Below are 15,148 nucleotides of genomic sequence, written 5' to 3'. Positions count from 1 at the left end.
AGCATCCAGCGGTAGCGGCCATCTTGCCGGTGATCCTTGCGTCCCGTGGCAGTGACACCTCGCACGTCTGCAACGCCGCAATCGCTGCACAGCAATGCGCGTGCGATTGCGGACTGGAGCGCGCTCGCACCACCAACGCACGATGGTTCACTTGCGAACCATGCTGTTTTCCGCATGCGCTGTCGCCAAATGCGACAAGACGTGGCGCGTGCGCACAGGCACATTGTGACCAGCTGATGAAACTGGAGCGCATGGGCGCCTTCAGTGCGGAATCCACCTCTTCCTGACAACACGAGTTGCTGCGCGATCGCTCGCCTGTGCCGCAAGTTGTCCGCGTGTCTGCACTACGGGCGTGAGCAGCGGTTTCGCTGCGTCATGCCTCTGCCAATCACCTCGACCTGCGCCGCTGTACGCCGGCACGGGCGCGTGTTGCCCATCGTTTGTCTGTTGTACGACTCAGGAGCCTTGCATGCCGATGTTGCCGTTGCCTCTCTCCCGCACCTGCGGCGCCACCATGCGGCCATTGCCGAGCATGCTCACCACCGCGCTGTTGCTGGCGTTGTCGGCAGGTGCGGTCGCGCCGGTGTCGGCACAGCAGGCGACCGCTGGCGATACGACGCAGACCCTGGACAGCGTGGTGGTCACCGGCTCGCGCCTGCGCCGCGTGGATACCGAAACCGCCAACCCGGTGGTCACCGTCAGCCAGGAACAGATCGCCGCCACCGGCAAGGCGACCGTCGGCGATCTGTTGCAGGAGCTGCCATCGATTGCCGGCAACGCCACCAACCCGTACACCAACAACGGCGGCGGCACGGGCGCGTCCGCAATTTCGCTGCGCGGCCTGGGCGACAAACGCACGCTGGTGCTGGTCAACGGCGTCCGGCTGGCCTACAACGATGTCAACGCCATTCCGTCCAGCATGATCGAGCGGATCGAAGTGCTCAGCGATGGCGCCTCGGCGGTCTACGGCTCCGATGCGATCGGTGGCGTGGTCAATTTCATCCTGCGCACGCGCTTCGACGGCGTGCAGTTCAGCAGCGACTTCGGCACCAGCAGTGAAGGCGATGGCAACCGCCGCAACTTCACCCTGACCACCGGCAAGACCTGGGAGCGCGGTAGCCTGATCGGCGGCCTGTCGCACCACAACATCGACCCGGTCTCGGCAGCGGCGCGCGATTACTCCAGGGACGCGCTCGCCTTGACCAATGGCCAACCGGTGAAGCAGGGCTCGTCCGCCACGCCCACCGGCACGGTCAACTTCAACGACGGCTCGGATCAATCCACACAGCTCGCGCAGGCCAACGGCTGTGGGCGCGTCACGCTCAACAGCGGTGTCAGCGGGCGCGCGGGCCCTGGCGATTTCCACTGCTACAACGCCAGTGCCGACTCCTACAACTACCAGCCGTTCAACCTGTTGCAAACGCCACAAAAACGCACCAATGCCTTCCTGCTGGGCACCTATCGCTTCAGCGACAGCGTCGAGGGCTACGTCAATACCTGGTTCAGTAAAACCGAATCGGCCTCGATCATCGCGCCGATTCCGATCTTCTCCAACGGCGACAACATCCTGGTGTCGGCGCAGAGTTACTACAACCCGTTTGGCGTGAACTTCGGCACCGACCGTAGCACCGGTACCTCCTACAACGACCTCAACACGCGCGCCACCGTGCTGGGTAATCGCAGCTACCAATACAACACCTACAACTTCCAGATCAGCCCCGGCCTGCGCGGCCGCTTCGGTGACAGCTCCTGGCAATGGGATGCCACCTTCAACTACGGCAAGGTCAAGCAGAAGTCGATCAACAACGGCTTTCTCGACTATGCCGCGTTCAATCAGGCCATCGGCCCATCGTTCCTGGACAGCGATGGTGTGGTGAAGTGCGGCACTGCGGGCGCAGCGGTTGCCGGCTGCACGCCGTTGAATTTCTTCAACCTCAACGACAGCTCCAACCTTGCGACCCTGCAAGGCATGGTGGTCAATCCCATCGTCACCAGCGTATACACGGTCAAACAGTTCGAGGCCAATGCCAACGGCACCCTGTTCGACTTGCCTGCCGGCGCGGCCAGCCTGGCGGCCGGTATTTCCTACCGCAAGGAGCGCTCCACCACCGCCTCGGACCCGCTATGGACCGGCGATGAAAACGGCCTGTGCGGGGTGATCGAGTTCTGCTCGTCCACCCTGAGCGGCAGTTTCGACGTCAAGGAAGCCTATGCCGAAGCGCTGTTCCCGCTGCTCAAGGATCTGCCCGGCATCAACGCGTTGAACATCACCGTGGGCACGCGGTTTTCCGACTACAGCTCGGTGGGCAGCAAGACCAATAGCAAGCTGTCGCTGGAATACCGCCCGATCGAAAACCTGCTGCTGCGCGGCACCGTGTCGCAGGTGTTTCGCGCGCCCAACATCAACGAGCTGTATGCCGGCGTGGCCGGCGATGCGGCGACCGTCAACGACCCCTGCAATGGCTACACCGGTGGCAACACCGTGGCCTGCGCCAACGTGCCCACCGATGGCAGTTACCAGCAATCGGACGGGCAGGTGTCGGGCAAGGTGTCCGGTGCGGCGGTGGCGGGCTACCAGCTCAAGCCGGAAACCGGCAAGTCGTACGATGTGGGGTTCGTGTACGACCCGCAATGGATCGACGGCCTGTCGTTGAGCGCAGACTGGTGGCGCATCGACCTGGAAGACACCATCACCACGGTGTCGGCGCAGACCGTGCTCAATCAATGCTTCGCCAACCCGGCCAGCGCGTTCTGCGCGTTGATCCATCGCAACGGCAACGGCACCATCAATTACATCGCCGAGCCCACCGTCAACCTGGGCAAGCTCTGGGCCAAGGGCATGGACTTCAACCTGACCTACCGCTTGCCGGCAACTGCGTGGGGCAATGTGACCGCCGGCCTCAACGGCACCTATCTCACCCGTTACGACGTGCTGCCCGACACCACCGACCCCAGCTCGGTCACCATCCACAACGTGGGCCGCTACACCCAGGCCTACGGCAACTTCCCGCGCTGGCGTGCATTGGGCACGGTGAGCTGGGCACTGGACGACTGGAGCGCCACCTGGCGCATCCGCTATGTGGGGCACACCGCCATCGGCAATTCGGATCCGGACCAGAGCCTGTCGGCCGATTCCAGCGAGCCGACCGTCGTTCGCAACATCGGCGCCTATGTCTACAACAACCTGCAGCTTGGCTACAACGTGGAGCCGTGGCACACGCGCTTTGAAGTGGGCGTGGACAACATCGCCAACAAGCAGCCGCCGCTGTATTACTCCAACAACGTGGGCAATGCCAACACCGATGTGGCCACCTACGATTTGCTGGGTCGGTTCTATTGGGCGCGCGCGACGGTGAAGTTTTGAGTGCGGCGGTGTCGTCGCTATGGAGTATGTCCGGGGCTAATCGGTCGCGTGAGTCGCACCTGTGCAGGCGCGAGTAGTTGCGCGGCTGCACAGCCCTTTGTTGCAATGGTGCGCGCAGTCCATGCGTGCCGACAGGAGCTAAGCTGAGCCCATGACGGAGATGCCTGCGAGCGAATCAACCAACGCCCACGCACCGAGTGTGTCGCGGCGGCGTTTTCTGGCCTGGAGCAGTCTGGCAGTTGCCGCCGGCTTCCTGCGGTTCCCGGCCCAGGCCAGCGCTGCGCAACCGGGCAGCGTACGCGCGGTGCCGCTGGCCCAGGTCAGGCTCACGCCTTCGTTGTTCCTGGATGCGCTCAATACCAACCGCCGTTATCTGATGCGCCTGCAGCCGGACCGCCTGCTGCACAACTTCGTACTGTATGCCGGCCTCGATCCCAAGGCGCCGGCCTATGGCGGCTGGGAAGCGGACACCATCGCCGGGCACACGCTCGGCCACTACCTCAGCGCACTGGCGCTGATGCATGCGCAGACCGGCGATGCGCAATGCCGCACGCGCGCGGCCTACATCGTCAGCGAACTGGCCCGCTGCCAGGCACATGCCGGCGATGGCTACGTGGCCGGCTTCACCCGCAAGAACGCGGCAGGGCAGATCGAAAGCGGGCGCGCGGTCTTCGACGAACTCAAACGCGGCAAGATCGACCCGGCGCCGTTCTATCTCAATGGTAGCTGGGCGCCGCTCTACACCTGGCACAAACTGTTCGCCGGTTTGCTCGACGTGCATGCGCATTGCGGCAACGCGCAAGCGCTACAGGTGGCAGTCGCCCTGGCCGGGTATCTGCAGGGCATCTTCTCCGCGCTCGACGACGCGCAATTGCAGAAAGTGTTGTCCTGCGAATTCGGCGGCCTCAACGAATCGTTCGTCGAGTTGCATGTGCAAACAGGCGATGCGCAGTGGTTGGCACTGGCGCAGCGCCTGCATCATCATGCCGTGCTCGATCCCTTGGTCGCCCAACGCGACGAGCTGGTCCATCAGCATTCCAACACCAACATCCCCAAGCTGATCGGCCTGGCACGCGAGTACGAGGTCACCGGCGATGCCGCATCCGGCGCCGCAGCGCGCTTCTTCTGGCACACCGTCACCAACCACCACACCTATGTGATCGGCGGCAATGGCGACCGCGAATATTTCCAGCAGCCGGACAGCATCTCGAAATTCCTCACCGAACAAACCTGCGAGCATTGCGCCAGCTACAACATGCTCAAGCTCACCCGGCATCTGTATCAATGGGGGCCGCAAGCCGCGTTCTTCGATTACTACGAGCGCACCTTGCTCAATCACGTGATGGCGCAGCAGCACCCGCGCACCGGCATGTTCACCTACATGACACCGCTGCTGGCCGGCGAAGCGCGCGGCTGGTCGTCGCCGTTCGACGATTTCTGGTGTTGCGTCGGCAGCGGCATGGAAGCGCACGCGCAGTTCGGCGACTCGATCTACTGGGAAGACGGGCAGGGCGTCTACGTCAATCTATATGTGCCTTCTACCGTGCGCGATGCCGCCGGCTTCGCACTGACCTTGCACAGCACGCTGCCCGAACAAGGCCAGGTCGCACTGCGCATCGAAGCCGCACCAGCGGAGGCACGCACGCTGGCCTTGCGCGTGCCCGGCTGGGCCAGCGCGCCCACGCTGCAGGTCAACGGTGAGCTGCAAACCCTGCAGCCGGTGGACGGCTACCTGCGTATCACCCGGGTGTGGAAGGCTGGCGATAACGTGTCCTTGCAGCTGGATATGCCGCTGCGCCTGGAACCCACAGCAGACGACCCGGCCTGGGTGGCGCTCATGCGCGGCCCGCTGGTGCTCGCCGCCGACCTTGGCGACGCCGCAACGCCCTGGAGCAACAAGACCCCCGCACTGGTCGGCGGCGATGAAGTGCTGCAACGCCTGCAACCACTGCCGGTACACGGCCATTACGCCTATGCCGACGGCGCCCAGCAATGGCATTTCTCGCCGTTCTACGCCCAGTTCGACCGCCGCAGCGCGGTGTACCTGGAACATCGCGACGCCACCGCCTGGCAGCAACGCCAGGCCGAACAGGCCGCCGACGCGCAACAGCAGAAAGCCCTGGATACCCGCGCGCTAGACCACGTTGCGCTTGGCGACGACACCTCCGAAGAAGCCCACGCACTCACCAGCGAAAGCTCTTACGCACTGAGCTACCGCCGCCGCGCCGGCCGCGACGCCCGCACCGGCGGCTTCATCGCCTTCACCGTGCGCAACACCGCACAGGCCCGCATCCTGCGCCTGCGCTACTGGGGCGACGAAACCCGCCGCCGCTTCCGCCTCCTCGCCGACGGCGAACTCATCGCCAACGAACGCCTCGACGGCAACCGCGGCCTGGATTTCGTCGACGTGGACTACGCCTTACCCGCAGCGGTAGCAGGTCGCGCCACCCTGCAGATCCGCATCGAACCGGAAACCGGTTATTCGGCAGGGCCGGCGTTTGGGTGCTGGGTGTTGGAGTCGGCGTGAGAGCGGGGGCAGAAACGCGCCCGCTGCCGCATCGCTGCACTTACCTATGAGCTGCGTCACGCGTAAATGACATACCGCAAGCACACAACCAGCAAAGCATCAGAAGCAACCAGCGTATGGGAAAAAGCCCCTCTCCCTCCGGGAGAGGGGTTGGGGTGAGGGTACGGAGGCGACGCCCCAACGACAATCCATCGCACCACGTTGCCTCACCGCCTCGCCACGGAATCCTCCGCAGCAACCACCACCAACTCACCTCGACGCGCAACGGGCTGCAACTTGCAACCAACCGCAAGTCGCAACTGCTCCAACGATAGCCCCCGCAAGCGCAAGCGGGAAATCTGTCGACGATCCACTGCACTCTGTGATGAGGTAAGTTGGCTGCAGTCCGCTGCGCCGCGTCTGCCTGGTCGAGTAGAGATCGCAAGGCCACCCATCCTGGCGGTTGGCCAGCGTCGACGACATGCGGCAGCTGTGCGAAGCCGAGTGCCTGCCTTAACGTATGTCTTGTGCCTGCCGAAATGCGCAAAAAAAGACCGGCGCGCAGGCCGGTCTTTGGATGACACCCAGTGCAGCTGCCGCTTACGCCGACAACTCCAACAACAACTTATTCAACCGCTTCACATACCCAGCCGGGTCCTTGAGGCTGTCGCCCGCCGCCAGCGCGGCCTGGTCGAACAGCACCCGGCTCAAGTCGCCGAAGCGGTCCATATCCTGTTCCGCATCCAGCTTTTCGATCAGCGGATGGGCCGGGTTGAACTCGAACACCGGCTTGCTTTCCGGCACGGCCTGGCCGCTGGCTTCCAGCAGCTGGCGCATCTGCAGGCCCAGGTCGCCCTGGCCGATGGCCAGAATGGCCGGGGAATCGGTCAGGCGATGCGAGACGCGCACTTCGGCGACGTCGTCGCCCAGGGCGGCCTTGATGCGCGAGGCCAGGCCTTCCTTGGATTTGGCAACTTCTTCCTGCGCCTTCTTGTCTTCTTCCGAATCCAGCTTGCCCAGGTCCAGGTCCCCGCGTGCCACGTCCACGAACGACTTGCCGTCGAATTCGGTGAGGTAGCTCATCAGCCATTCGTCGATGCGGTCGGTGAGCAGCAGCACTTCGATGCCCTTCTTGCGGAACACCTCCAGGTGCGGGCTGTCCTTGATCTGCGCGTAGCTCTCGCCGGTGAGGTAGTACAGCTTGTCCTGGCCTTCGGCCAAACGGCTCACGTAATCGGCCAGGCCCACGCTTTGCGCGCCAGTAGTGTCGTGGGTGGACGAGAAGCGCAGCAGGCCGGCGATCTTTTCGCGGTTTGCATAATCTTCGGCCGGGCCTTCCTTCAATGCCTGGCCGAAGTTGCGCCAGAAGGTCGCATAGTCGTCCGGCTTGTCCTTGGCGAGTTTTTCCAGCATGTCCAGCGAACGCTTGGTCAGCGCGGACTTCATCGAGTCCACCACCGGGCCGGATTGCAGGATTTCGCGCGAGACATTGAGCGACAGGTCCGAGGAATCCACCACGCCCTTGATGAAACGCAGGTACAGCGGCAGGAATTGTTCGGCCTGGTCCATGATGAAAACGCGCTGCACGTACAGCTTCAGGCCCTTGGCCGAATCGCGGTGATACAGGTCGAACGGGGCGCGGCCGGGCACGAACAGCAGCGAGGTGTACTCCAGCTTGCCTTCGACCTTGTTATGGCTCCACGCCAGCGGGTTGCCTGCATCGTGCGCCACGTGCTTGTAGAACTCCTGGTACTCCTCGTCCTTGATCTCGGACTTGGGGCGCGTCCACAAGGCGCTGGCGCGGTTGACCGCTTCCCACTCCGGTTCGGCGGGCTTGTCGGCGTCTTCGCCGTGGCGCTCCTTGCGCATCTCGATCGGCAGGCCGATATGGTCGGAATACTTCTTGAGGATGCCGCGCAGCGTCCAGCCATCGGCGAAACTGTCTTCGCCTTGCTTGAGGTGCAGCACGATGCGCGTGCCGCGCTCGGGCTTGTCGATGCTGGCAACTTCGAATTCGCCTTCGCCACGCGAAGACCAATGCACGCCTTCGCTGGCGGGCAGGCCGGCGCGACGCGAGTACACGTCCACCTGGTCGGCGACGATGAAGGCGCTGTAGAAGCCGACACCGAACTGGCCGATCAGGTTGGCGTCCTTCTTCTGGTCGCCGCTGAGGTGCTTGAGGAAGTCAGCGGTGCCGGACTTTGCAATCGTGCCCAGGTGCGAGACCGCATCCTCGCGGCTCATGCCGATGCCGTTGTCGTCGATGGTGACGGTGCGTGCGTCCTTGTCGTAGTCGACGCGGATGCGCAGCTCGCTACCGCCTTCCAGCAGCTCGGGCTTGACCAAGGCTTCGAAGCGCAGCTTGTCGGCGGCGTCGGCGGCATTGGAGACCAGCTCGCGCAGGAAGATTTCCTTGTTCGAGTACAACGAATGGATCATCAGCTGCAGCAGCTGCTTGACCTCGGTCTGGAAGCCCAGCGTCTGCTTGTCGGTATCAACGGTCATTGGGGTCGTGCTCCATGGTGGTCCAGGCCGCAACGCGGCCGATGGCCTGGGGGATGCGGGCTTCTGCCGATTTTTCAAGGCGGGCCCCGGCGAATGGGCCGCGCGTGCCTGCCGGGCAGGGCGGCCGTGGCAATGGCGGCGCTATCATGGCCGGCCATTCGTCCTGTCCTGAGCCATGCCGTCATTCGCGCCACCGCCGCCTTGCACCCGTTCGCCATCGACAGGAACGCTGCGATGAGCCGCCCGCTGCGGCCGGCGCCACGCGGCGCGGAAGGGCAGGTGCGCATCGTCGGCGGGCGCTGGCGCAATACCAGGCTGGCCGTGCCGGATCTGCCCGGCCTGCGCCCCAGCAGCGACCGCGTGCGCGAAACGGTGTTCAATTGGCTGATGCCGCGCGTGCCCGGCGCGCGCGTGCTGGATCTGTTCGCCGGTTCCGGCGCGCTGGGGCTGGAAGCAGTGTCGCGCGGGGCCTCACACGCAACGCTGGTCGAACGCGACCTCGGCCTGGCGCAGCGGCTGCGCGAGCACGTGGCCCGGCTGGATGCCACCGCGCAGGTGCAGGTGCTGCAGGAGGATGCATTGCGCTGGCTGGAGCGTGCGCCCGCAGCCCTGGCCGATATCGTGTTCGTCGACCCGCCGTTCGCTGCCGGGCTCTGGCCCACCGTGCTGGAGCGCCTGCCGGCGCATCTGGCCGCCGACGCCTGGCTGTACCTGGAAGCGCCCGCCGATGCGCCGCCGTTGCTGCCGGCCGGCTGGCACCTGCACCGCGAGGGCGCCACCCGGCAGGTGCGCTATGCGCTGTACCGCCGGGCCGCTGCTACACTGAAGAGCGATCCGACCCCGGTAGTCTCCGTATGAGCGTTGCCAATAGCCGCACCGCCGTCTATCCCGGTACCTTCGACCCGATCACCAACGGTCATATCGACCTGGTGAACCGCGCCGCGCCGCTGTTCGAGCGCGTGGTGGTGGGGGTGGCGTACAGCCCGTCCAAGGGCCCGGCATTGCCGCTGGAAAAACGCGTGGCGCTGGCGCAGGAAGCCCTGGCGGCGCACGCCAATGTGGAAGTGCGCGGCTTCGACACCCTGCTGGCCCATTTCGTGCGCGACATGGGCGCTGGCGTGCTGCTGCGCGGCCTGCGTGCGGTGTCCGACTTCGAATACGAATTCCAGATGGCCAGCATGAACCGCCATCTGATCCCGGAAGTGGAAACCCTGTTTCTCACCCCGGCCGAGCAATACAGCTTCATTTCCTCGTCGCTGGTGCGCGAAATTGCGCGGCTGGGCGGGGACGTGTCCGGCTTCGTGCCGGCGTCGGTTGTCGAGGCTTTGCGGCAGGTGCGCGAGTCTCGCGCGCAGGCCTGAGTTTTTTTGCAGTTACATCACCACATGCATTTCAAAGGGAGGAGTTTCATGAAACACACCATGCGCGCTCTGGCGCTCGCTTCGATCGCCGCTCTGGCGGTCACCGCCTGCAAGAAGGAAGAGCCGGCGCCGACCGCCGCTGCCGCACCGGCGCCGCTGAAGGCCCCGGCCAAGGACGACAACGCCGGCTGGAAGAAGTACCTGCAGGAAGTGGTCGGCCAGAACCTGGGCGCCACCACCAACAGCCCGTTCCTGTACTACTTGCCGCCGGAGTCCGATGCCGAGTTCGCCGGCAGCTACGAGCGTCAGCTGGAAAGCGTCAAGACCGCACTCGCCCGTGGCGTGCAGCCGGGCAACATGCTGGCCTTCGGTTCGTCCGCCTCCACCAAGATGGCCGACCTGATCGACGCCGCGTTCAAGGACGTGCAGCCGGATTCGATGAAGGGCGTGCGCGTGTTGTTCATTGGCGACGCCGCCGAGAATGCGCGCGTGCAGACCATCGTCCAGCCCAAGGGCGCGGAATACACCTTCGTTGAAGCCAAGTAATGCAGCACCAGGCCGGATGCGCGGGAGGGCGCAGCCGGCCGCAGTGTGCGGAGTCAGCAGCATGCTGCTGAATCCACACATCACCGGAGCCGGCCGTGTCAGGCCGGTCTCCGACGGCGCCCACGGCGTTGTCCATGTGTTGATCCGCGCCATGTGCGCCCGCCTGCAGCAGTACGTTGCGTTCCAGCGCCTGCAGTTGAATCGCGCTGCTTCGCATTGCATGGTGTTGTCGATATGTCGCTGAAAATCAACGAGCTCTGCGTCAACTGCGACGTCTGCGAGCCGGCGTGCCCGAATCAGGCCATCTCGATGGGCGAAACCATCTACGTCATCGACCCGGCACGTTGCACCGAGTGCGTGGGCCATTTCGACGAAGCGCAATGCGTGGTGGTGTGCCCGGTCGAGTGCATCGACCCGGATCCGGCCATTCCGGAAACCCATGATCAATTGCTGGCCAAGCTCCTGCAGCTGCAGCGCGATCATCCCGAACTGTACGAACAGGAGCCTCCCGCCCCGTGAGCACTTTTTCCCGACGTTTTTCTTCGCGCGGCCTGTTGTTGCTGGCCTTTGTGCTGGCACTGCCTGTGTGGTCTGCCGACGGCGCCAAGCCGGCAGCGGCCAGCACCGTACCGGTTGCCGCGCATCCGCCTGGCGCGGCGATCGCCAGCGGCCATGCGCTGGCCACCGATGCCGGCCTGCAGATCCTGCGCGAGGGCGGCAATGCGTTCGATGCCGCGGTTGCGGTGTCGTCCACGCTGGCGGTGGTCGAGCCGATCAGCTCGGGGCTGGGTGGCGGCGGTTTCTTCCTGTTGCACGACGCCAAGACCGGCAAGGACGTGATGCTGGACGCGCGCGAAACCGCGCCCGAGTCGGCCACCGAAGCGCAGTTCCTCGACAAGAAAGGCGAGCTGGACCGTGACCGCTCGGTCAACGGCCCCTGGTCAGCCGGTATTCCCGGTCTGCCGGCGGCGCTGGTGGAGCTGGCGGCCAGGCACGGCCGGCTGCCGCTGAAGCAGTCGCTGGCGCCATCGATCCGCATCGCGACCGAAGGTTTCCCGGTGTACGCGCGCATGGCCAAGGGCTATGCCTCGCGGCGCGAAGTGATGGAGCGCTACCCCGGCACGCGCGAGGTGTATCTGCGCGGCGGCAAACCCATTGCCGAAGGCGAGATCTTCAAGCAGCCGGAGCTGGCGCATACGCTGCAGCTGCTCGGCGACAAGGGCTTCGACGGCTTCTACAAGGGCGAGACCGCCAAGAAGCTGCTGGCCGGCGTGAAGCAGGCCGGTGGCCAGTGGAAGGCCGCCGAGCTGGCCGGGTATCGGGTCAAGGAGCGCACGCCGATCCAGTTCGATTACCGCGGCTGGAAGATCACCACCGCGCCGCCGCCGTCCTCCGGCGGTATCGCGCTGGCCGCCATGCTGCAGATTCTGGAAGGCTGGGACCTGAACAAACTCGATGACGTGCACCGCACCCATCTGGTGGTGGAGTCGATGCGCCGCGCCTACCGCGACCGCACCTTCTTCCTGGGTGACCCGGACTTCGTGGACGTGCCGCAGCGCGTGCTGACCAGCAAGGATTACGCACAAGGCCTGCGGGCCACCATCAACCCGGACAAGGCCACGCCCAGCGATCTGCTGTCGGGCAACCCCACCCCGTTGGAAGACGACGAAACCACGCACTTTTCCATCATCGATGGCGAAGGCAACCGCGTCGGCGCCACCCAGACCGTGAACCTGCTGTACGGCTCGGGCCTGATTCCCAAGGGCACCGGCGTGCTGCTCAACAACGAGATGGACGACTTCGCGCTCAAGCCGGGCACCCCGAATGCCTTCGGCGTGATGGGCTACGCCGCCAACGCGCCCAAGCCGGGCAAGCGCATGCTCAGTTCGATGACGCCCACCTTCATGGAGTCGGCCGACAAGGCGATCGTGCTGGGCACGCCGGGCGGCAGCCGCATCATCACCATGGTGCTGCTCGGCATCCTGGGCTACGACGCCGGCCTGGATGCGCAGGCCGTCAGCGCCTTGCCGCGCTATCACCACCAGTGGCTGCCGGACGTGATCGACGCCGAAACCGACGCGTTCTCGCCGCAAACCGCCAAGGGCCTGCAGGCGATGGGCCATGCCCTCAAGCTGCCGGGCGACAGCGCCGAAGGCGGCCGCGGTTCCAGCCACGTGTGGGGCAACCTGCAAACGGTGGAATGGGACAAGCGCAGCAATGTGCTCAGCGGCGGTAGCGACCCGCGCAACCCGGTGGGCAAGGCGCAGGTGCAGCTGGAGACAGCGCCACGCTGATTGCCGGGACCGCTTGATCAGGCGCCCGGTTGCCAGCGATGGTGCCGGGCGTTTTTGTTGTCGGGTTTCGATTGTGCGGCTGTCACGCGTTGCTGATTCCGGTGCCAGGCGCCGTCAATGCGGCCAAACGCTGGATGCGCGTGCCGCACACCTGCGCGGCGGCTTACTGGCGTAGCGGTGGCCGGGTTGCACGCGTGGCTGATCGGCGCGGGTGCAGCGTTGTGTCGATAAGGCTGCGGCGCCGCGCTGGGTCGGTTGCCGTGCACGCACCGCAACGGGAATGCGGATTCACGCAGCGGCTATGCCCGGATTGGACTTGTCGCTGTCAGGCAATGCGGCCACCATCGCGGCATGACACTCTTCAAAACTCTGCTCGCCAGCATGGTGATTGCATCGCCCATCCTCGCCTGCGCTGCCGATACGTCCGGCCATCAGGCTGCAGCCCCCACCAGCGCTGCCATCCACGTCAACCAGCTCGGCTATCTGCCGGGCTCGGCAAAACTCGCAGTCGTCGGGCTGCCGCAGGGCGCGGCGACTGGTTCGGGCCGTTTTACGGTCGAAGACGCGCACGGGCGCCGCGTGTTGCAGGGCACCTTGCAGCCGGCCGCACTATGGACGCCGGCCGGGCAGCAGGCGCGGGTGGCGGATTTTTCCGGCGTGCGCACGCCAGGCACCTATCGCTTGAAGATCGATGGGTTGCTGGCCTCGGATGCATTCCCGATCGACCCACATGCGTATGAGCCTGTGATCGATGCCTCGCTCAAGGCGTTCTACTTCAACCGTGCCAGCACCGCGCTGCCGGCGCAGTTTGCCGGGCGCTATGCGCGTGCGGCCGGGCATCCGGACACGCAGGTGCGCATCCATCCCTCGGCGGCATCGGCCACGCGCCCGGCCGAGAGCGTGATCAGCGCGCCCAAGGGCTGGTACGACGCCGGCGACTACAACAAATACATCGTCAACTCCGGTATCAGCACCTACACCTTGCTGGCCGCCTACGAGCATTACCCGGCGCTGTTCAAGGCCAAGCCCTTGACCATCCCCAACGATGCGCCCGGCGTGCCCGGCATCGTGCAGGAGACCTGGTGGAACCTGGAATGGATGCTGGCCATGCAGGACCCGACCGATGGCGGCGTCTACCACAAGCTCACCGACAAGCAGTTTGACGGGTTGGTGATGCCGGACCAAGCCAGACAGCAACGCTATGTGGTGATGAAGGCCACTGCGGCCACGCTGGATTTTGCTGCGGTGATGGCCGCGGCCAGTCGCGTGTATGCGCCGTTCGAAAAACAGTATCCGGGTGTGTCTGCGCGCATGTTGAACGCCTCGCGGGCCGCGTGGGCATGGGCACAGCAGCATCCGGATGTGATCTATCGCCAGCCCGACGATGTGCGCACCGGCGGTTACGACGACGCGCAGGTGGACGACGAATTCGCCTGGGCGGCGGCAGAGTTGTACATCAGCACGCGCGAGGATGGGTTTTACGACGCGATGATCGCGCGCACCGTGCCGGCCAGCGTGCCGAACTGGGGCAGCGTGGGCGGATTGGCCTGGATGTCGCTGGCCGCGCAGCGCGACACACTCACCCCGCACGCCGATCGTGCCCGCATCACGCGCGAGATCACCGGGCTGGCACAGCGTCTTGCCGATGAATGGCAGTCCTCGCCATGGCGTCTGGCGATGACGGATACCGACTTCGTGTGGGGCAGTAATGCAGTCGTACTCAACCGCGCGATGATGTTGATGCAGGGCTACCGGCTGACCCAGCAGCGGCCATTTCTGGATGCCGCGCAGTCGCAGCTGGATTACATCCTGGGGCGCAATCCGCTGGGCCTTTCGTTCGTCACCGGAGTCGGGCAGCGCACGCCGTTGCATGTCCACCACCGCCCCTCCGAGGCCGACGGCATCGACGCGCCGGTGCCGGGTTGGCTGGCCGGTGGCCCGCAGCCGGGGCAGCAGGATGCCAAGGATTGCAAGGTGCCGTATCCGTCCAAGCTGCCGGCGCTGTCGTACCTGGACAACACCTGCAGCTACGCCACCAACGAGGTGGCCATTAACTGGAATGCACCGCTGGTGTATGTGAGCGCGGCGATTGAGGTGTCGACGCGTTAGGACGTGCGTTTTTCGAGGTGGTGCCTGCACCATCGTAGCGATCGCACAGCTGCAGCTGCCCCTTCTCCCTTCGGGAGAAGGTGGCGCGTAGCGCCGGATGAGGGTACGGCGTCGGCAGGAACACTGACGCACCGTACCCTCACTCCAACCCGTCTCCCGAAGGCAGAGGGGCTAAGCCGCTGTAATTCAGGGAGGCTTCCCTGCTCGCGTCAGGCGAAGGTGGCGCGTAGCGCCGGATGAGGGTGCGCCTCAATGCGTTGCCAGTGCCTGCAATGACAAACGCGTCGCCACGCGCCGCCAGAGGTGAGGCACCGAACGCCTCGCTTGGCCGTACCCTCACCCCAACCCCCGCTGCGCGCCCCGGCCCGCGCTTGCGGCGCGGGCGCTCCAAGGCACGCGCGCCAATGGCGCGCAAGCCGTGCCTTCCCGCCCCGCAGGAAGAGGGGCTTCACGCCAGCGCAGT

The 15,148-nt window shown here is 65.2% G+C and carries 9 protein-coding genes and 1 pseudogene; 8 read left to right on the top strand and 2 right to left on the bottom strand.

The genetic code is table 11. The features are described 5' to 3' along the window. Nucleotides 1–469 precede the first annotated feature (469 nt). Together M3O59_RS12280 and M3O59_RS12275 are read left to right on the top strand one after the other, a co-directional pair. Complete coding sequence (locus M3O59_RS12280) at nucleotides 470–3,364, top strand: TonB-dependent receptor (RefSeq protein ID WP_116905705.1); 2,895 nt, start codon at nucleotides 470–472, stop codon at nucleotides 3,362–3,364. A 151-nt stretch (nucleotides 3,365–3,515) separates the two neighbouring features. Continuing rightward, nucleotides 3,516–5,891, top strand: a complete 2,376-nt coding sequence (locus M3O59_RS12275; RefSeq protein WP_116905706.1) for a glycoside hydrolase family 127 protein — start codon at nucleotides 3,516–3,518, stop codon at nucleotides 5,889–5,891. Nucleotides 5,892–6,097: 206 nt separating this feature from the next. Here the strand turns inward: M3O59_RS12275 and M3O59_RS12270 are convergent. Next, nucleotides 6,098–6,223 (bottom strand): annotated as a pseudogene (locus M3O59_RS12270) (SymE family type I addiction module toxin); the annotation flags it as partial. 247 nt (nucleotides 6,224–6,470) lie between these two features. Next, nucleotides 6,471–8,375: a molecular chaperone HtpG gene (htpG, locus tag M3O59_RS12265; RefSeq protein WP_116905708.1), complete on the bottom strand. Its 1,905-nt coding sequence runs from the start codon at nucleotides 8,373–8,375 to the stop codon at nucleotides 6,471–6,473. 234 nt (nucleotides 8,376–8,609) lie between these two features. On the opposite strand from htpG, the gene rsmD reads away from it, so the two are divergent. The 6 genes from rsmD (at nucleotide 8,610) to M3O59_RS12235 (ending at nucleotide 14,685) form a co-directional block, all read left to right on the top strand. Then, entirely contained in the window at nucleotides 8,610–9,233 is a 624-nt protein-coding gene (gene rsmD / locus M3O59_RS12260) for a 16S rRNA (guanine(966)-N(2))-methyltransferase RsmD (protein WP_116905722.1), read from the top strand. Beyond that, on the top strand, nucleotides 9,230–9,736 hold the full coding sequence (gene coaD / locus M3O59_RS12255) for a pantetheine-phosphate adenylyltransferase (protein ID WP_039410764.1): 507 nt from the start codon (nucleotides 9,230–9,232) through the stop codon (nucleotides 9,734–9,736). The genes rsmD and coaD overlap by 4 nt, the downstream gene beginning before the upstream one ends. Nucleotides 9,737–9,784: 48 nt before the next feature. Next, entirely contained in the window at nucleotides 9,785–10,282 is a 498-nt protein-coding gene (locus M3O59_RS12250; protein ID WP_064630351.1) for a hypothetical protein, read from the top strand. Nucleotides 10,283–10,516: 234 nt separating this feature from the next. Next, complete coding sequence (locus tag M3O59_RS12245; protein WP_064630353.1) at nucleotides 10,517–10,801, top strand: YfhL family 4Fe-4S dicluster ferredoxin; 285 nt, start codon at nucleotides 10,517–10,519, stop codon at nucleotides 10,799–10,801. Continuing rightward, nucleotides 10,798–12,576 carry a gamma-glutamyltransferase gene (gene ggt, locus M3O59_RS12240; RefSeq protein WP_116905710.1) on the top strand — a complete coding sequence of 593 codons (1,779 nt, stop codon included), beginning with the start codon at nucleotides 10,798–10,800 and terminating at the stop codon, nucleotides 12,574–12,576. The genes M3O59_RS12245 and ggt overlap by 4 nt, the downstream gene beginning before the upstream one ends. A 351-nt stretch (nucleotides 12,577–12,927) precedes the next feature. Next, nucleotides 12,928–14,685, top strand: a complete 1,758-nt coding sequence (locus M3O59_RS12235; RefSeq protein ID WP_116905711.1) for a glycoside hydrolase family 9 protein — start codon at nucleotides 12,928–12,930, stop codon at nucleotides 14,683–14,685. The last annotated feature ends 463 nt before the right edge of the window (nucleotides 14,686–15,148 follow it).

Source organism: Xanthomonas nasturtii (genome assembly GCF_023337365.3).
Lineage (GTDB): Bacteria > Pseudomonadota > Gammaproteobacteria > Xanthomonadales > Xanthomonadaceae > Xanthomonas > Xanthomonas nasturtii.
Note: the sequence above shows the minus strand (reverse complement) of the source record. Positions and strands in the feature narration are given on the sequence as shown.